This is a genomic window from Shewanella sp. YLB-07 (assembly GCF_009377275.1).
The window spans coordinates 807863-826055 of record NZ_VOQB01000001.1; the positions used below are offsets into that span (position 1 = coordinate 807863).

Below are 18193 nucleotides of genomic sequence, written 5' to 3' on the forward strand. Positions count from 1 at the left end.
TCTTAAATAGATTGGGATGACTAATCTCAACTATATGGTTTAGTTTTCTACATAGACATACATAAGAACAGATTTCAGTTAACAAATCAGTATCAAGTTTGCTAAAATATTAGGGGGTTCAATTCGTTGTAATATAAAGGGATTTATGAAAAATATTCTTGTGCTTTTTTTCGCCATTATTTTTGGTGTGGTCTTGATAAAAGGTTGTATGCGCGGTCAGGAGGTTTCTAAATGGCCGTCTGTTGAGGGGCATGTCACATCATCTGAAATTATTAAAAAGGTTGAGCAAAAGACTAAAACACAAAATGATAGAAAAGTTAGGTATACCGAGACTAAATACGTTTTAAAATTAACTTATGAGTATGAAGTCAATGGCACGCCTTATTCTGGAAGAGACTCATCGTTTGGTGAAAGTTCAAGCTTGAGCGCTAAGCAAAAACAGCAACGTTATCCGGATGGAAAATCGGTAAACGTTAAGTTTGACCCAGAAAATCCTTACGATAGCGTAGTAAAAATATAGTTGTTGGAGTTGTGTACCAGTAAATAAGAACGCCAACTCACAGAGTTGGCGTTCTGGTGTTTATTGATTTAATACCGATAGGTATAAGTCCTACAGTTTCAGCCTTAGGTTGCGGCCTTCATATTGCGGGTAAATTCACCAAGCTTAGCTAACAATGCAGTTTCATCATCTTTATTGGCTGCAATGATCTTCACTATTGCCGACCCAGAAATGACGCCAGCAGCGCCTGCTTCAATAGCTTCTTTTACTTGCGCCGGCTCTGCAATACCGAATCCTAGCAGTGGCGGCGCACCGTTAAATTCTTTGAGGCGAGATAAGATCTCACCGATTGGCATACCCGCTTTCGATTCTGTACCTGTGACGCCGGCGCGTGAAAGTAAGTAAGTGTAGCCTTCGCCTTTCTCACTCACCATCTTTAGTGTGTCACTATCGGCATTGGGTGGCGCGATAAAGATAGGCGCGACATCATGAGCCTTGGCCGAAGCGATAAAGGGCTCGGCTTCCTCTACCGGCACATCGGCGATAAGTACCGAGTCCACGCCAGCAGCTTGGGCCTTAGCGTAGAAGGTATCGATACTCTTGGTATAAACCAAGTTAGCATAGAGCAAGAGGCCGATGGGCAGATCTGGGTATTTGGAGCGAATTGCGGTGAGCATCTCAAAACACTGAGTCGGGGTAGTGCCAGCGGCGAGTGAGCGCAGGTTAGCGGCTTGGATGACCGGGCCATCTGCCAGTGGATCAGAGAAGGGGAAACCCAGCTCAAGGGCATCGGCGCCATTTTCGACTAAACAGTCGATGATCTTCAGTGATAATTCAGGGCTTGGATCGCCTAAGGTCACGAATGGCACAAACGCGCCCTGATTTTTTTCTTTCAATGCGGCAAATACTGCCTGGTAACGGCCTGCTTGTTTAGATTCGGTCATCGCCGCTCTCCTTATCTGCTGTTAGTTGCGCTTTTTCTCGCTCTTCCAGAATATCAGCGACGGTGAAGATATCTTTATCACCTCGGCCCGATAGGTTTACCACTAATATGGTTTCCTTGGTGGCTTTTTCTGCCAGCTTGAGTGCATACGCTATGGCGTGTGATGACTCCAGCGCCGGGATAATCCCTTCACAACGAGCCAGTAACTGGAAGGCGTCCAGCGCCTCATCATCGGTTGCCGACTCGTAAGTAGCGCGGCCAGTAGCGGCAAGGTGAGCATGCTGTGGACCTACAGATGGGAAGTCGAGCCCCGCCGAGATAGAATAAGATTCCTGAATCTGCCCTTCGCTGTCTTGCATCAAGGGCGCTTTCATGCCGAAGAAAATGCCTGTCTTGCCGTGTTTAAGTGGCGCGCCATGCATGGGAGTATGGAGGCCAAGACCCGCAGGTTCGACACCGATAAGTTGTACACTTTCTTCGTCGATGAAGTCGGCGAACATGCCGATGGCGTTCGAGCCGCCACCGACACAGGCGATAACCGCGTCGGGCAGACGACCTTCACGTTCAAACAGCTGCTTCTTGGTCTCTTCGCCGATCATGCGTTGAAATTCACGCACGATAGTGGGAAAGGGATGTGGACCGGCAGCCGTGCCCAGCAGATAGTGGGCCTTTTCATAGCTACCTGACCAGTCGCGCATGGCTTCGTTACAGGCATCTTTAAGAGTGGATGAGCCTGAGGTGACCGGAATCACTTCCGCGCCCATCAACTTCATTCTAAAGACGTTAGGAGATTGGCGTTCTATGTCTTTAGCACCCATGTATACCTTACATTTAAGGCCTAATAGGGCGCAGGCGAGAGCGGTTGCTACGCCGTGCTGACCCGCGCCAGTTTCGGCGATGATCTCTTTTTTACCCATGCGCTTGGCAAGCAGGGCCTGACCCAAAACCTGGTTGGTCTTGTGGGCACCGCCGTGAAGTAGGTCTTCGCGCTTAAGGTAGATTTTTACCAGAGGATTGGGACTCAGGTTGCGGGTCAAGGTTAGCGCCGTCGGGCGACCGGCATAGTTTTTCAAAAGATCGCTGAATTCGGCTTGAAAGGCTTCATCTTCTTGCGCTTCAATAAACGCCGCTTCGAGCTGTTTCAGTGCCGGCACCAATATCTGTGGTACGTACATACCGCCATATTCGCCGAAGTAGGGGTCGAGTTTGGTCATAGTGTTATTCCTTAAATAGATCTGCTGCGCATCTCTATTAATGCCACTGCGTGGCGTAAATTAACTGTGGTTAAAGGCTTAGAGCCTTTTATCAATATTATGATGTTTAGTACTGTCTAAGAGCTGCAAAGGTTGATTGGATCAGTTGATGATCTTTCTGCCCCGGTGCGCTCTCTAAGCCTGAATTGAAATCCAGGCCGTAAAATCCTTGTTTGCTCGCGTCACTGGCATTGTCTGCATCTAAGCCGCCGGCGAGCATGGCGTCTTGTTTGTTAGGCAGAGACTGTTGCCAGTCGAAGCTAAGGCCGGTGCCACCAAATTGTTCGCCTTTTTCTTTGCTGCGCTTGCTGTCGAACAAAATGCGATCGGCATTAGTTGGCATCGATAATTCGGCATTAGCTTCGCTTATATCGACTGCGACATTAACCGCCACGGCTTTCCAGATCTGTGCCTTGCTGCCCGCGGCTGCTAAGGCGCTACGCACTTGGGCGATATCATACTCAGATTCACTGCCGTGAAGTTGAACCGCAAAAAGCTCGAGGGACGACACGAGTTCGGCGATAACCTTGGCTGACTCGTTAACAAAGACGCCGACAAAATTGAGCTGCTTGCCCGAGGCTCGATGAGCAGCGAGCAGAGACTTAGCCTTGTCTGGCGTGATATGGCGAGGTGACTTTTCGGCGAAGATGAGTCCGCCATAGATGGCGCCTGCATCGGCGACGGCGTTTGCATCTTCAACCGATGTCAGGCCGCAGACCTTGTTGTGGCCGAGTGTGAGTGTACGACAAGCGAGATCTAAGTCATCAGCTGCCATCAATGAGCTGCCGACCAGGAAGCCATCGACCAGTGGACTCAGGCGGCGAACTTGCGCCTGATTGTAGATCCCTGATTCGCTGATCACCACGCGATCCGCCGGGATACGAGGTGCGAGCTTCTCCGTCGTGGCCAAGTCGGTAGATAAGTCTCGCAGGTTGCGGTTATTGATGCCGATGATGTTGGCATCGAGTGCAATGGCGCGCTCAAGTTCGGCTTCATTACTCACTTCTGTGAGTATGTCGAGCTGGTATTTGTCAGCTTCGCTGGCTAGCGCACGATATTTGTCATCATCGAGCACAGACAGCATCAATAGAATGGCATCCGCGCCTTGGTGAGCGGCGAGCTTAACTTGATAGCTATCGACGAAGAAGTCTTTACAGAGAATAGGCTGCTTAACCCGGGCACGAACCTTAGGGATATAGTCCATGTCGCCCTGAAAAAACTGCTCGTCGGTGAGCACTGAGATCCCGGCGGCATAGTTATTGTAGACATCGGCAATGGCTTCGACATCGAAATCCGCGCGGATAAGGCCCTTGGATGGACTGGCTTTCTTGCACTCGAAGATGAAACCGGCATTTGGCGCGCGTAATGCCTTGAACAAGCTGCGATCTGATATTTGGGGCTTTAGGCTAGCTTCCGGGAAACGCAGTTTCAGTGCATCCATATGTGCAGCCTTAGTATCGACGATTCTGGTCAATACATTACTGGTTTCTGAAGGACTCTGCTGGCTGTCGCTGTTTTCTCTAACATTTGTTTTAATATCTGCTATTGAACTGCTCACGCTATTACTCCTAATTCTGTTTTTGATCTGGCTTTGCCGCTGCACTGGCGCTGGCAAGCTGCTCGAGTAAGTTGTAGGCCTTGCCACTGGCAAGGGTCTCGAGTGCTAAGGCTGTGCCCGATTTGACTGAGTCACACATGCCTGAGATGTAAAGCGCACAACCTGCGTTGGCCGCAACCGCGTGACTGTGGGCGGTTTGACCTTGTCCTTGTAAGATAGCGCGAGTGAATTTTGCATTCTGCTCGGGTGTGCCACCTTCGAGATCGTTAAGCTCGGCTGGGGTTATGCCTAACTCATCCGGGGTGAGCTGATATTGCTTTATTTCGCCGTCAACTAGCTCACAGACTAAGGTGTTACCGTGAATGGCCACTTCGTCCAGACCACTGCCATGGACCACCATGGCGCGCTTCATTCCTAGTACCTTCAATACCTCGGCGATGGGCTTAACCAGTTCACTGCTGTATACGCCGAGCAAGATGAAATCAGGATGAGATGGATTGATAAGTGGACCAAGTACATTAAACAGGGTGCGGGTCTTCAGTGCTTGGCGCACAGGTACCGCGTGACGCACTCCACCATGGTAATGAGGCGCGAACAAGAAGCAAAGGCCGAATTCATCGAGACAATCTCGTGCGGTTTCCGGCGCCATTGTCAAGTCGATACCGAACTGGGCAAGCAGATCCGATGACCCGGATTTGCTCGAGACACTACGATTACCATGCTTGGCCACCTTGGCGCCCGCTGCTGCGGCTACGAAGGCTGCGGTAGTGGAGATATTGATAGTGTTGTGGCCATCGCCGCCGGTACCGACAATGTCGACTATGCCTTGAGCGCGTGTCGCATCACTCGGGGAAGGAAATGGTTTCGCCGCTGCGCGCAGAGCATCTGCTGCACCCGAAATTTCATCGATAGTCTCGCCGCGCATCTTCATGGCGATAAGCATACCGGCCATGGCGACTTGGCTCATCTCACCTTGAATTATGGCGCCAACCAAAGACTTTGCCTCGGCACGCGTTGCACTTTGGCCGGCATAGAGCTTATCTAACAGAGGTTGAAGCTGGCTCATTGTGCATCTCCTGTCATTGTTGAGGCTCTGGTACCTTCATCGGTTAAGTAGCTCAGGGTTTGCGTGAGCAGTTGGCTGCCGAGCGTGGTTAAAATCGATTCCGGATGAAATTGAAAACCTACCGCCTTATGGCTCTTATGGGAGATAGCCATGGGCATCTCTTCGGTTGTGGCTATCACCTCGAGGCAATCGGGCACTCGGGTTGCCACTAAACTGTGATAACGGGCTACAGGCAGCGGCGAGGGCAGACCAGAAAAAATACCGACTCCTTCGTGGAAGGTCGGGCTGGCTTTGCCGTGAACCACCTGGGGAGCACGCTCTATTTTTCCGCCGTAGTGCTCAACCATGGCTTGATGACCGAGACAAATGCCCAGCATAGGCACCTTACCGGCAAGTTTGGCGATAAGCGCCATCAGGCAGCCCGCTTCATGGGGGGCGCCGGGGCCGGGCGAGAGTACCAGGGCTGCCTTGTCTGCTTCGTTTAGCAGTTTTTCTGCGATGAAGTCTGCGCTGAGATCGTTACGATAGATAACCACCTCGAAACCTAAGCTTCTGAATTGATCCACCAGGTTGTAGGTGAACGAATCGAAATTGTCTAACAGGTAAATTTTCATAGTCCGCCTCCAATTTTTATTGCACTTATCACGGCCTGCGCCTTTTGACGGGTCTCGTCGGCTTCGGACTGTGGATCTGAGTCAAATACGACGCCAGCCCCGGCCTGGATATGGGCGATGCCCTCTTTAACGAAGGCTGAGCGGATGACGATACAGGTATCCATGTCGCCAAGGCCATTGAGGTAACCAGCCGCGCCGCCATAGCTGCCGCGTCGGGTTTGCTCGACACCGCGAATGAGTTGCGATGCGCTCACCTTAGGTGCGCCGGTCAATGTGCCCATGTTCATACAGGCCTGGTAGGCGTGCAGGGCATCGAGATCGGTACGTAGTTGACCTGTGACGCGACTGACTAAGTGCATGACATGGGAGTATCTGTCGACTTTCAATAATTCAGGGATCTTGCGGGTGCCGCTTTGGCTGATACGCGCCACATCATTACGGGCCAAGTCGACCAACATCAAGTGTTCAGATAACTCTTTCTTATCTAGTCTAAGTTCTAGCTCTATACGGCCATCTAGATCGGCATCTATCTGGCCATCGGCTGTCTTACCCCGTTGACGGGTGCCGGCAATGGGATAAATCTCCACCTGATTGGACTGGGTCTCATATTTAAGTGCGCTCTCAGGTGATGCACCAAACAGGGTGAAATCATCGCCCCTGAAATAGAACATATAAGGGCTAGGGTTCGTCAGGCGAAGGGCGCGGTAAGCCCCGAGTGTGTTGGGACATGGCAAGCTGAAACTGCGTGATGGTACCACCTGAAAGATATCACCGGCCACAATATGAGACTTAAGCGCGTTGACCGTGTCTTTAAACGTCTCATCGGAGATATCCACCGAGACTTGTGCGGTAACCGGGATGAGTTCGGCTGCGGACGCGACCCGTTCAATTTGTGCCTTGACTGAATCGACGCGTTTGGTGAGTACCTTGGCATATTCACCCTTGAGCGCCGGCTCTGATATAAAGTTATGGGTGACGATATTGGCGGTTTCTTGCTGACGGTCGACTGTGATAAGGGTTTCGGCCAGATAAAACAGATAGTCCGGGCAAGTGTTAGCACCATAGGGCACCTGGGGCAGAGGCTCGACGGTATCGATAAGATCGTAGGCCAGTACGCCACCTAAGAAGAGATCTTCAAATGCTGGACTCGTCCCGCAATCAATCTCCTTTACTAAGGCGCGCAGACCATCTAAGGGAGAAGTGGATTTGAGTCTGGTATCTTCATCTAGCTGCGCGGTTTGTTTTGCTAATGTCAGCTTAAGTATATTTTTTTCTAAGTTTGAACTGGCACCCTGAAAGAAAGTTTGAATCGGTGACAGCAGAGATTGGCCATTGTCGGTCAAGGCGGTGAAGGTCAGTTGATAACCTTCACAACGTATCATCAGGGCGGCATCGGTGAGGATCAGGCTCTTAATATTATCCTTGCTCTCAATTTCTGCAGATTCAAGCAACATGGTGTGAGGCGCATCTTGGGTGAGATGCTGATATAAACTTAAAGGATCATCCGGGTAGGAGATCTGCTCCTTACTCGTGGTGACTTGAGCTAGTTTCATCTGTTGTCTCTCTTCTCTATTCAATTCTTTATATAAGCGTTTAAATATCAGCTTGTTTCTAATCGGTTATTTTACTTTATTCAAAATCGGGTACAAAAAAGCCCGCATCTTGTGCGGGCTTCTTGTTGAATCTAGTCTCTTTTACATGAGCACAGAATTTCACACCACCCGCTAAGTTGGGAAGTGCCACCACCAATTGATGTTTTGTGCTTGAAAAAGTGTCTTCATCTGGAAATTGTTTCCGTTGTTAGAGTGAGAACATGTAAAAGTTAAATGCCATCAGTTATTAGATAAAAGTGCATTCGATGACTATATAAAAGCATTAGCGAGTCAATGATGTCAATTGAATATTTCTATATTTGACCTTATCTGACCAGAAGAGGGTAAATATGGTTTTTTTAGCGCTTAAATCATGAAAATTTAACAAGAGTTTTCTAGGCTATTTAACTCTTATTTATGTTTATTCCCCTTTTGCTAACAAACTCAAGTAGAATAAGCCCATGACAGATGAAATATTATTAATCGATCTCCATAGCCACACAAACGCTTCAGATGGTCAACTCAGTCCCTCCGAGCTAATTGAACGAGCGATTGGAAATGGTGTGCAGATGTTTGCGATCACCGACCACGATACCACCGCAGGATTAGCCGAAGCTCACGCCTATAATCAAAATCATGAGTCCCCCTTAACCTTAGTCAATGGTGTCGAAATCTCGACGCGCTGGCATAACCACGATATTCATATCGTGGGCCTCAATGTGAGTCTACAAGATGAAGGGTTCGAAGCTTTTCTGGCAAACCAGAGAGAGCTGCGTGAACTAAGAGCAAAAGAGATAGGCATAAGGTTAGCTAAAGCTGGCATTGAAGGGGCCTACGAAGGGGCGAAAGCTCTGGCTGGAGACGCCGCATTGAGTCGAGGGCATTATGCCCGTTGGCTTGCCAATAATGAATATGCTACCAGCATGGCAAATGTATTTAAGAAATATCTGGCTCGTGGTAAAACGGGCTATGTGCCTAATAACTGGTCAGATATGGCCACGGCTATCGAGAAGATACACCAGGCTGGCGGTGTCGCAATTTTGGCTCATCCCAGTGGCTATAAGCTGTCGGCTAAATGGGTGAAACGTCTGGTGCGGGAATTTAAAGAGGCCGGCGGTGATGCCATGGAAGTGGTTGGAAGTCGCCAGACCATAGAAGACCGTAATAATTTAATCGCATTAAGCCTGCAAAATGAGCTAGCCGCATCTCTTGGCAGTGATTTTCATTTTCCAGGCAGCTTTATTGAGCTTGGCAAGAGTATGTTTCAGCCCAAAGGCGTTAATTGGGTGTGGCAGATGGATCGTTGGAATGGTGAGCGAATCGTTTCTCAAGTATAAGCTCCTTTGGCACCGGCGGTTGCGAAAACTTGTTTGAGAGCGTTCCCCAGAACCAGCCGAGCTAAAACCCCACAGATTTGAAGTATTGGAAATAGAGTATATGAGTCAGTTTTTTTACGTACACGAAGAAAATCCCCAACCGCGTTTGATTAACCAGGCTGTCAATGCCCTTAAGAATGGCGGAGTCATAGTTTACCCAACAGATTCAGGCTATGCCCTTGGTTGCATGCTGGGTGACAAAGATGCCATGAGCCGTATGGCGCGCATTCGTCAGATTGATAACGATCATAATTTCTCCCTCATGTGTCGCGATCAGTCTGAGTTGTCGGCCTATGCCAAGGTTGATAATCAGGCATATCGAGTGCTTAAACATCATACGCCAGGACCTTACACCTTTATTTTTAAGGCCAGTAAAGAGGTGCCCAAGCGTCTGCAGAATCCTAAAAAGAAGACGATTGGTATCCGAGTGCCGGATAATGTCATCGCGCTAGCCCTGCTTGAAGCCTTGGATGAGCCTTTGATGTCGACCAGTTTGATTCTACCTGGTGAAGAGTTTACCGAGTCAGATCCTGAGCATATTCGCGATATTTTGGAGCATCAGGTCGATGCGATCATACATGGCGGCTACCTAGGTGAGAAGCCGACGACAGTGATCGACATGTCTGATGGTGATATGGAAGTTATCCGTGAAGGCGCCGGAGATATCAGCCCCTTTATCTAGCGCTAATCCCCTCAGCCGACGCCCGTTATGGTTATGGGCGTGTCACTCTCGTCATATCTGCAAGCCATATCGGCTAATTATCTGTGCAACTCATGGTGAACAAGGTATAATCGCGCGCTGGTTTGTTTGCTCGCCTTTATTTAAGGGCTCAATGAGCCTCCGAGGGTTTGTTTTATACGGTTGTGACTGGCTATAAACAAGAATATAATCAAGTATTAGAGTAGTTTAAGCTGAGGATCGCGATGCAAGGGACTCAAAAGATTTTGCCCTTGGCCATTGTCAGAGGCGAGCCGATAAAACAGCTTCCCGCCGATCTTTTTATTCCGCCAGAAGCACTGGAAGTGTTTCTTGAGTCGTTTGAAGGCCCGCTAGATTTACTCTTATATCTGATCCGTAAGCAGAAACTCGATGTTGTAGAGCTGCCAATATGGCCTGTGACTAAGCAGTATCTTGAGTATATTGAACTACTGCAAGGCGCACGAGTCGAGCTTGCCGCAGATTATTTAGTCATGGCGGCCACCCTTGCCGAGATTAAGTCTCGTTTGTTATTGCCTAGACCTGTGACCGAAGATGAAGAGGAGGAAGATCCTCGTGCTCGGCTAATACGTCAGCTTAAGGCCTATGAGGTGATTAGAGAGGCGCAGCAGCAACTCGATAATTTACCCAGACTCGAGAGAGATGTGTTTCAGGCGAAGGTCACACCGGCAGCGGATATCAAGCCTGTGCTAGTACCACCTCAAGTGTCCCTGACTGAGATAGCCTTGGCATTTGGTGCTGTCATGAAACGAATCGAGGCGACAGAGCATCACCATGTCAGGCGTGAAGTCTTGTCGACGCGAGAACGAATGACACAGATTTTGGCCAAGCTCGATGGTGAGGAATACTTGCCATTTGAAGCACTTTTTGATGCCAAAGAGGGGCGCAGTGGTGTGGTAGTCAGTTTTTTAGCCTTGATGGAACTGGTTAAAGAGTTATTGGTCGAGCTTGTGCAGAGTGACCCATTTTCAACCATACATGTTAGGGCGTATTGATTGTCTAGCCAGAAGAAGCAGCCAAAACTGCAGATAAATCCCGACCAACTTAAGCAGTTGATTGAGGCGAGCCTGTTTGTTTTAGGAAAAACGGTCAGCATAAAGAGCCTAAAAGAGACTGTGCTAGTGAGCTTTAGTGTCACTCGGGTTAAGATCAAAGCTGCGATAGAAGAGTTACAACAAGATTATCAGGGGCGAGGTGTTGAGCTAGTCAGCGTCGCCGGCGGCTATCGATTTCAAACTATCGAGGCCTTAAGTCCTTATCTTCAGCCCTTATGGCAGGAGAAGGCACCAAAATATTCACGGGCAACCTTAGAAACCTTGGCCGTAATTGCATACCGTCAACCTGTGACTCGAGGTGATATCGAGTTTGTCAGGGGCGTAGCAGTCAGTAGTCACACCATAAAAAGTTTGACTGACAGACAATGGATTAAAACGGTGGGGCATAAAGAAGTACCGGGTAGACCGGCGCTGTATGCGACTACCACCGATTTTTTAGCCTATTTTGGCTTAGAACGTCTAGCGGACTTACCGCCGCTAACCGATACTGAGTCCTTAGAGGCCCTCTTTTCAAATGTGAATTCAAGTGCGGATTCAAATGAAGAGACAGGGTCTGAAAATACATTAAACACAGAAGAGTCTACTAATGAGTGAAAAGTTGCAGAAAGTCTTGGCCCGTGCAGGCCATGGCTCCCGTCGTGAGATGGAGGCATGGATTGCTGCAGGTCGAATTAGTATAGATGGTGAGATAGCAAGTCTTGGTGATCGCATCGAAGCCGATGTAAAGATCCGTATCGATGGTCGAGCCGTTTCGATTAAATCTGAAGAAGATCTTATCTGTCGAGTGATTGCCTATCATAAGCCTGAGGGCGAGATTTGTAGTCGCAAAGACCCGGAAGGTCGTCCTACGGTGTTCGAGCGTTTGCCAAAGACACGTGATTCACGTTGGGTTGCTGTCGGTCGTCTCGATATCAACACCTCTGGTCTATTGCTGTTTACCTCCGATGGTGAGCTGGCAAACCGCTTGATGCATCCATCTAATGAAGTCGAACGTGAGTACGCAGTACGTACCTTCGGCGAAGTCAGTGATGCCTGTATTCAACGCTTGAGAACGGGCGTTACCTTAGAAGATGGCCCGGCGAGTTTCGATAAAGTGAAAGCGGCTGGCGGTGAAGGCATGAACAAGTGGTGGCATGTATCGCTTGCCGAAGGCCGTAACCGTGAAGTTCGCCGTTTATGGGAATCTCAAGAAGTACAGGTGAGTCGTCTTATCCGTATTCGTTACGGCATGATTGAGCTGCCTAAGTCACTGCCTCGTGGTGGTTGGGTTGAGCTGACCATGGAGCAGGTTAATTACCTGAGAAAAACGGCTGGCTTGAAGGAAGAGACTCGTACTGTCCTAGGTACCGATAAGCACAGTGTCGCTCGCTCGAAAGTGAAGGGCTCTAAGATCCGTCGTGCAGTGCGTAAGCATAAAGCGGTAGCAAGTAAGCCAGCACGTAAAAGAACCTAGTTAAAAATGGTTAAATAAGTTACTAGATTACTAGATTACTAGGATTTAGTGCCTAGGAACCTATCTAGTATGAATGAGAAAAGGCTGCTGATGCAGCCTTTTTTGTGTCAGGAACACTTATGAAATATTTCCAGGGACGGTAAAAATATTGCTTTGTGTCTGGCTCTCTCTAATAAAAAGTCTTATGCAATATTTCCAGGGCCCATGATGTTCCCGATATCAACAGGGCACTTCTTACAGACCTAATAGCTTAAGGTTTAAACCGTTTCCCACACCTGAACCATTACTGTTTTAGACTTGCTGTCTTCGCGTTAACTTATTAGATTATATACTTTCTAAGTAGGATTTAAGATTTTGTGTGGAGCTAAATGATGGAACTAATATCGGTTGAGAAAGTTTGGGATAAGGCGCAACACAACGCTTTTACCGATCTGACATGCTTTAATAATGATCTCTATATGGTATTTCGTGAAGGAGTTGACCATGTGTCAGCTGAGGGGAAACTGCGTTTATTACGTTCTGATGATGGAGGAAAGGCCTGGGTTTCTGCTGGACTTTTTGAGCTTAATAAAAGAGATTTACGTGATGGCAAACTCGCTGTATTTAACGATGAGTTGCTCGTATTTGGGGCTGGTCCAATAAGGGAGCCCGAGCCCAAAGCGCTCAGATCTTATGTTTGGCGTAGCTCTGACGGCAGGCAATGGTCTGCTCCAGTTAAGATTGTTAAAGATAACGAATGGTTATGGCGTATAACTCCATTTCAAAATAGCCTCTACGGCGTGGCGTACTTTCCTCATGAGCAGGACGGTTATGTCGCGCTTTATCAAAGCCTAAATGGCATAGATTACCAAGCTATAGTACCCAAATTAAGCCAAGCAGGTTTTGTTAATGAATCAGGTTTGATTTTCGATAAAGATAATCATGCTCATTGTCTACTCAGACGAGACCCTCTTTTTGGACCAGAACAAAATGCACTACTGGGAATTGCTAAACCGCCATATCAAGATTGGAGTTGGTGTGAACTGGATTCGCGCATAGGTGGGCCTGTTAGTTTCTTGTATAAAGACAGGCACCTTGCTGTGGTTCGATTGTATGATGAAAATGTAAGAACATCTTTAGTTGAAATACATGAAGTGACTGGCGAGATTGAAGAGCTATTGTCATTACCATCCGGAGGTGACACTAGTTATGCAGGTGTGGTGCTTGAAAAGAATATCTTGAAGGTGAGTTATTACTCATCTCATGAAGGAAAAACAGCTATTTATTTTGCGGTGATTAATCTTGAATAAGTTAGCTTCCAGACTCTCAATTTTATGATAAAGAGTCTGGAAGCTTCAGTGATTATTGGGCGTTAAACTGTTGACCATTTTCTTTAGCCGAATCATCACCCATCAGATAAAGATAAGTCGCCATGATATCTTCCGGTTCTTTGAGTGTGCTTGGGTTTTCAGCCGGGTAAGCATTAGCGCGCATTCCGGTGCGAGTCGCACCAGGGTTTATGCTGTTGACTCTCAAGCTTGAACCTTCATATTCATCGGCAATAGATTGCATCATGCCTTCGGTTGCAAATTTAGAGATGGCGTACTCACCCCAGAATGCGCGGCCCTGACGTCCGACGCCGCTCGAGGTAAACACCAGTGATGCCTTAGGCGCCTTCTTCATGATAGGTAATAGTGCTCTGGTCATCATGATTTCGGCAATGACATTGACCTGCATGACCTCTTTCACCGAATCCATTGAGATGTGTTCAAATGGGCCTAAAACACCTAGCAGACTCGCATTATGCAGGGCACCATCCAGGTGACCAAACTGATCTTCGATAGTCTCAGCCATGTCGACATAGTTTTGCTCGCTAGCCCCTTTTAAGTCCAAAGGAATAATCGCAGGCTTAGGATAACCGGCTTCTATTATTTGGTCATATACGGCTTCTAATTTCTTAACTGTCTTTCCAAGAAGAATAACGGTGGCGCCATGCTTAGCGAAACTGATGGCAGCCGCACGTCCAATCCCGTCGCCAGCGCCTGTTACGAGTATAGTTTTGTTAATAAGTAGATCTTTTGCAGCTTGATATTCCAACATGAGTCAATTTTTCCTGTCGGCGGAAAACCCCGCCACCTCTAGAGTCACTGATGTGATGAACACTTGTTTTAAACAAATGATTAATTATTGTGCGTATATTCATTGGTTGTATGTGACAAAAATGTAGCTAAGTCAATATTTTTACGTTAACTTGAGCTCAGGTAAGGACTGGTAAAAGTCCTACTTTGGTCACACGGTATTGCCTATTGTGACCAAATTTTTTGGGGAAAACAAAAATTATTACAACAAGATTTGGGGAACAAAGATGAAAAGACTCTTTTTGGGTGTTGCGATTGCATCTGCGCTAGGACTCACGGCCTGTAGTGAAGATAGTGTCGATGAGTTAAAAGATAAGGTTGAGCCTCTGATCCCTGAGTCTCATCTGGTGTTCGACCCAGCTAATGGTAAAGTGCCTTTGCCAAACGATTTACTGTTTAGCGGCACTTTAGATGGCACGATTAATATTCCTGGCGAAGCGGCCAATGGCTCCAGTGATTACACCGATCCTTCAATGGCGCTTGGCGCACTAGATGGGTGGTCGACCACGGCGCCTATCTCAATCACAGTTGACCCTGCAACCGATCACGATGGCACTGTACTGAATTTAGATCTTGCATCCGTTTTTCAACCTGGTGCGGTGAGAGTATTTGAGGCCACTGTTGGTGGCGCACTATCATCCGATCCCGAATGTAAAGCCAGCCCATCCGTTTCCGCCTGTAAAGTCGGTGATGAGCTGCAATTCGGTGTCGATTTTGTCTCAAAAGGCTCAGGCAATACCATTGCCATCGTGCCTCTCAAGCCTCTTAAGGCTGGTCAGTCATATATCTATACGACGACAAATTTAATACAGGATTCTGCCGGTCGACCTATCGCGCCGTCGAGCACATACGGTCTACTCAAACTCGATATTGACACTCATCCGCTGGAGACCGAAGATCAACTGATGCTACAAACATTGGTCAATAGCTATGAGAAAGGCATTGCTGATGCACACGGAGTGGATGCCGAGACTATCAGCTACTCGGGTCTGTTTACCACTCAATCAGTTTCAGACGTATATGAAACACTGAAACTCTTGATGGCTCAACCTGGCTCGCCTTATGCGCCACAATTCTCAGCAGCACCTGCTCCACTTGGGTATACGGTAGCCACAGCTGCTGGTCTAACAGAAGCCGATGGTTTTGCGTTTGTCCTAGCTGATATGGCCAATGTATATACTGCTGAATTAACACTGCCTATTTTCGGCGACTGCTCTTCTGCGGGCTGTTTAGACGAAAACATGCAGCCTACGATAAATGGCAGTTGGAAAGCCTTAGGTGATAGTCCCGTTTCTGTTTTGTTAGCACTTCAAGCGGGCACCATGAGTCAGCAAAATTACGGCATGCAAGCCATGGCCTATGACATTGACCCTGCGGCCGGCATTGCTAACCCTGCGCTTTTAGCTGGCAAAACCTGGTTACTCGACGATGGCACAGCAGCCGATAAAGCCAAGCATCTGACCAAGTTTAATCCTATTCCAGCCATTAAAGACTACGAGAAGGTTCCGGTATTTATTACCTTGCCCGACGCGGCTAAGTTAGCAGCCTTCAATGATGCTCAAGGTCTTCCTTTCGTGGCGCCGACATCGGGTTGGCCGACTAATATCGCACTTCATGGTCTGGGCGGCGGTAAAGAGACTGCGATGACTTTTGCCGGCACCTATGCGGCTATGGGTATCGCAACCGTTGCAATCGATCATCCATTGCACGGTGAACGTTCGTTTGATGCTAATGACGATGGTGTCTACGAAGTGTCGGCTTCTGCTCCTGAGTTCGGCGTTGCAATCGGACAACCTGAAGCTTTTGTAAATGGTGATCCTTTGGCTTTCATCAATATCGCCAGCACTTTATCTGTGCGTGATAATTTCCGTCAGAGTGTTGTCGATCATCTTGGTGTGCGTCTGGCTCTGACTGGCCTATCTATGCAGCTGGCTCAGATGGAGCTTCCTCAGGTATTTGATATTGGCAAGATCAGCTCACAAGGGCTGAGCCTTGGTGCTATAGTGGGGACTAACTTCTCTACCTATGCCAGTACTGGGCTCGTTCATCCTGAAACTGGCACTGCACTGCCAAATGTCTATGCGTTGAATGCATCCTCACTGGTTGCGCCTACGGGGGGATTCGCCGGGACCTTTATTGGCTCGCCAACTTTTGGCCCTATGTTGTTCGAAAATATCGTAACGACTGATGCCTTCCAAGCTTTGGTTGATGAGGCTAATGCTGCGGGCTATGAACCTGGTACGGATGAATATGCAGCGCTTGTTCAAGCTGTCTATGAAGGTTTCTTACCTGCATTTGCCTTTGCGGTTCAGACAGCTGTAGATAGTGCCGATCCAATCAACCATGCTGCTATGCTTAAAGCAACTGCTCTTCCCGTACACTTGATTGAAATAGTGGGTGACGGAACCGAAGAGAATAAACCTGATCAGGTATTGCCAAATAGCGTCGAAGGTTTCCCTACTGCCGGTACTGAGCCACTTATCGCCGCCTTGGGTTTAGAGTGTATCGATACTACAACGGCTGGTTCAGGTGCAGTTCGGTTTGTTGAAGGCCATCATAGTTCCCTTACTGATACTTCCGGCACTGCTGCAACAGCAGAGATGCAGCAAGAAGTTGTTGTTTTTGCACTGACTGCAGCTAAAGGCTCAGCGACTATTTTGATTGAGGAGGATGATGATGTTATTCAGCCATGTGCGGTCCCTGCTGGCTAATATCCGTTAACGCTTAACCTTCTAAACCCAGCATTTGCTGGGTTTTTTATTGACTGATTTACCTGATAGCACATTTGTTATTGAGCTTATTCTGATAGAATGAGCTCAATTTTGCATTCAAGATAAAATAAGTCGGAGCATACTTTGGAATTTTTGTACGAATATGGATTGTTTTTTGCCAAAGCGATCACCATAGTGATATCGATAATTGCTGTCATCCTTGTGGTGCTTGCTTCTGCGATAAAGCAGAAAGGGGAGAAGGGAGAGCTATTGTTGATAAACCTCTCTGAAGATCTCAAAAACCTTAAGCATGATCTTAAAGAGGAGTTGCTGACTAAGAAGCAGTTCAAAGCTTATGAAAAACAGCTGAAAGCCGATGAGAAGGCCAAAGAGAAAGCCGAGAAAGAGCAAGATGAAGAGATATTAGACCCTAGAGTGTTTGTGGTCGACTTTAAGGGCAGCATAGATGCCAGTGAAGTGGCTTCTCTACGTGAAGAGATCAGTGCCATCTTGGCTATCGCCGAGAAAGGCGATGAAGTGATCGTTAACGTTGAGAGTGGCGGCGGCATGGTTCATGGGTATGGCTTAGCATCGAGTCAGCTGGACCGTCTGCGTCAGGCAGATATTCATTTGACTATTTGTGTCGACAAAGTGGCGGCTAGTGGCGGCTACATGATGGCATGTGTGGCGAATAAGGTATATGCGGCTCCATTTGCGATTGTTGGCTCGATTGGGGTTGTAGCTCAGATACCTAACTTCAATAAACTGCTTAAGAAGCACAACATCGATTATGAGCAGCATACTGCAGGAGATTTTAAGCGTACCTTGACCCTATTTGGTGAGAACACTGACGAGGGACGTGCGAAGTTTCAGACTGAGCTCGAAGAAACTCATGTGCTATTTAAACAGTTTATCGCTAAATATCGTCCTGAATTAGATCTTGAAAAAGTCGCTACGGGTGAACATTGGTATGGTCAACAGGCCATCGAATTAGGTCTTGTCGATGCCATATCGACCAGTGATGATGTGGTGATGAAGCTAGCGAAAGAGAGAACCGTGATCAAGGTGCGCTATCAGTTGAAGAAAAAGTTTGCCGATAAAATTGCGCATGGGGCATCACTATCATTTAACGCAATATTCAATAAACTTGCCGAGAAAAATCAGCGCTTAAACTAGTCGATATTATTTGAATTACACCAGAGAAGCCTGCATATGCAGGCTTTTTTATTGGTCGCTTT

The 18193-nt window shown here is 47.8% G+C and carries 16 protein-coding genes and 1 other annotated feature; of the genes, 9 read left to right on the top strand and 7 right to left on the bottom strand.

From position 1 onward, the window contains the following. Positions 1-145 precede the first annotated feature (145 nt). Positions 146-520 carry a DUF3592 domain-containing protein gene (locus FS373_RS03250; RefSeq protein WP_152829025.1) on the top strand — a complete coding sequence of 125 codons (375 nt, stop codon included), beginning with the start codon at positions 146-148 and terminating at the stop codon, positions 518-520. Between the two features lie 104 nt (positions 521-624). Here the strand turns inward: FS373_RS03250 and trpA are convergent, their stop codons facing one another. The 6 genes from trpA to FS373_RS03280 all read right to left on the bottom strand — a co-directional run bounded on the left by trpA (position 625) and on the right by FS373_RS03280 (position 7486). Continuing rightward, complete coding sequence (gene trpA / locus FS373_RS03255) at positions 625-1443, bottom strand: tryptophan synthase subunit alpha (RefSeq protein ID WP_144047131.1); 819 nt, start codon at positions 1441-1443, stop codon at positions 625-627. After that, complete coding sequence (gene trpB, locus FS373_RS03260; protein WP_144047130.1) at positions 1430-2656, bottom strand: tryptophan synthase subunit beta; 1227 nt, start codon at positions 2654-2656, stop codon at positions 1430-1432. Before trpB ends, trpA begins: the two co-directional genes overlap by 14 nt. Positions 2657-2762: 106 nt before the next feature. Next, complete coding sequence (gene trpCF / locus FS373_RS03265) at positions 2763-4253, bottom strand: bifunctional indole-3-glycerol-phosphate synthase TrpC/phosphoribosylanthranilate isomerase TrpF (protein ID WP_416221746.1); 1491 nt, start codon at positions 4251-4253, stop codon at positions 2763-2765. 10 nt (positions 4254-4263) lie between these two features. After that, positions 4264-5319, bottom strand: coding sequence for an anthranilate phosphoribosyltransferase (gene trpD, locus FS373_RS03270; RefSeq protein WP_144047128.1), 1056 nt, complete (start codon positions 5317-5319; stop codon positions 4264-4266). Beyond that, a complete protein-coding gene (locus FS373_RS03275) occupies positions 5316-5933 on the bottom strand; it encodes an aminodeoxychorismate/anthranilate synthase component II (protein WP_144047127.1) in 618 nt (205 codons plus the stop codon). The genes trpD and FS373_RS03275 overlap by 4 nt, the downstream gene beginning before the upstream one ends. After that, positions 5930-7486: an anthranilate synthase component 1 gene (locus tag FS373_RS03280; protein WP_152829027.1), complete on the bottom strand. Its 1557-nt coding sequence runs from the start codon at positions 7484-7486 to the stop codon at positions 5930-5932. The genes FS373_RS03275 and FS373_RS03280 overlap by 4 nt, the downstream gene beginning before the upstream one ends. A 92-nt stretch (positions 7487-7578) precedes the next feature. Further along, positions 7579-7687, bottom strand: a sequence feature (Trp leader region). 299 nt (positions 7688-7986) lie between these two features. Between FS373_RS03280 and rnm the strand changes: the two genes are divergently transcribed. The 6 genes from rnm (at position 7987) to FS373_RS03310 (ending at position 13416) form a co-directional block, all read left to right on the top strand. Further along, positions 7987-8862 carry an RNase RNM gene (gene rnm / locus FS373_RS03285; RefSeq protein ID WP_144047125.1) on the top strand — a complete coding sequence of 292 codons (876 nt, stop codon included), beginning with the start codon at positions 7987-7989 and terminating at the stop codon, positions 8860-8862. A gap of 100 nt (positions 8863-8962) precedes the next feature. Continuing rightward, complete coding sequence (locus FS373_RS03290) at positions 8963-9583, top strand: L-threonylcarbamoyladenylate synthase (RefSeq protein ID WP_144047124.1); 621 nt, start codon at positions 8963-8965, stop codon at positions 9581-9583. A 242-nt stretch (positions 9584-9825) separates the two neighbouring features. Continuing rightward, positions 9826-10614, top strand: a complete 789-nt coding sequence (locus tag FS373_RS03295; RefSeq protein ID WP_144047123.1) for a segregation and condensation protein A — start codon at positions 9826-9828, stop codon at positions 10612-10614. A 27-nt stretch (positions 10615-10641) separates the two neighbouring features. Then, complete coding sequence (gene scpB / locus FS373_RS03300; protein ID WP_144049031.1) at positions 10642-11268, top strand: SMC-Scp complex subunit ScpB; 627 nt, start codon at positions 10642-10644, stop codon at positions 11266-11268. Further along, positions 11261-12127 carry a 23S rRNA pseudouridine(2605) synthase RluB gene (gene rluB / locus FS373_RS03305; RefSeq protein WP_144047122.1) on the top strand — a complete coding sequence of 289 codons (867 nt, stop codon included), beginning with the start codon at positions 11261-11263 and terminating at the stop codon, positions 12125-12127. Before scpB ends, rluB begins: the two co-directional genes overlap by 8 nt. Before the next feature lie 371 nt (positions 12128-12498). Beyond that, the gene (locus tag FS373_RS03310) at positions 12499-13416 is read left to right on the top strand and encodes an exo-alpha-sialidase (protein ID WP_144049030.1); all 918 of its coding nucleotides are present in this window, start codon (positions 12499-12501) and stop codon (positions 13414-13416) included. A 52-nt stretch (positions 13417-13468) separates the two neighbouring features. Here FS373_RS03310 and FS373_RS03315 read toward each other — a convergent pair whose 3' ends face one another. After that, positions 13469-14206, bottom strand: coding sequence for a YciK family oxidoreductase (locus tag FS373_RS03315; RefSeq protein WP_144047121.1), 738 nt, complete (start codon positions 14204-14206; stop codon positions 13469-13471). A 265-nt stretch (positions 14207-14471) separates the two neighbouring features. Here FS373_RS03315 and FS373_RS03320 point away from each other — a divergent pair, with 265 nt between their 5' ends. Both FS373_RS03320 and sohB read left to right on the top strand, forming a co-directional pair. Next, positions 14472-16955 carry a VolA/Pla-1 family phospholipase gene (locus FS373_RS03320; RefSeq protein ID WP_152829028.1) on the top strand — a complete coding sequence of 828 codons (2484 nt, stop codon included), beginning with the start codon at positions 14472-14474 and terminating at the stop codon, positions 16953-16955. A gap of 144 nt (positions 16956-17099) precedes the next feature. Beyond that, positions 17100-18131, top strand: coding sequence for a protease SohB (gene sohB, locus FS373_RS03325; RefSeq protein ID WP_152829029.1), 1032 nt, complete (start codon positions 17100-17102; stop codon positions 18129-18131). The last annotated feature ends 62 nt before the right edge of the window (positions 18132-18193 follow it).

Excerpts from the sequence above, each read along its gene's own strand:
- FS373_RS03250 (WP_152829025.1), top strand. The coding sequence starts at position 146 with ATGAAAAATATTCTTGTGCTTTTTTTCGCCATTATTTTTGGTGTGGTC.
- trpA (WP_144047131.1), bottom strand. The coding sequence starts at position 1,443 with ATGACCGAATCTAAACAAGCAGGCCGTTACCAGGCAGTATTTGCCGCA.
- trpB (WP_144047130.1), bottom strand. The coding sequence starts at position 2,656 with ATGACCAAACTCGACCCCTACTTCGGCGAATATGGCGGTATGTACGTA.
- trpD (WP_144047128.1), bottom strand. The coding sequence starts at position 5,319 with ATGAGCCAGCTTCAACCTCTGTTAGATAAGCTCTATGCCGGCCAAAGT.
- FS373_RS03275 (WP_144047127.1), bottom strand. The coding sequence starts at position 5,933 with ATGAAAATTTACCTGTTAGACAATTTCGATTCGTTCACCTACAACCTG.
- FS373_RS03280 (WP_152829027.1), bottom strand. The coding sequence starts at position 7,486 with ATGAAACTAGCTCAAGTCACCACGAGTAAGGAGCAGATCTCCTACCCG.
- rnm (WP_144047125.1), top strand. The coding sequence starts at position 7,987 with ATGACAGATGAAATATTATTAATCGATCTCCATAGCCACACAAACGCT.
- FS373_RS03290 (WP_144047124.1), top strand. The coding sequence starts at position 8,963 with ATGAGTCAGTTTTTTTACGTACACGAAGAAAATCCCCAACCGCGTTTG.
- FS373_RS03295 (WP_144047123.1), top strand. The coding sequence starts at position 9,826 with ATGCAAGGGACTCAAAAGATTTTGCCCTTGGCCATTGTCAGAGGCGAG.
- rluB (WP_144047122.1), top strand. The coding sequence starts at position 11,261 with ATGAGTGAAAAGTTGCAGAAAGTCTTGGCCCGTGCAGGCCATGGCTCC.
- FS373_RS03310 (WP_144049030.1), top strand. The coding sequence starts at position 12,499 with ATGGAACTAATATCGGTTGAGAAAGTTTGGGATAAGGCGCAACACAAC.
- FS373_RS03315 (WP_144047121.1), bottom strand. The coding sequence starts at position 14,206 with ATGTTGGAATATCAAGCTGCAAAAGATCTACTTATTAACAAAACTATA.
- FS373_RS03320 (WP_152829028.1), top strand. The coding sequence starts at position 14,472 with ATGAAAAGACTCTTTTTGGGTGTTGCGATTGCATCTGCGCTAGGACTC.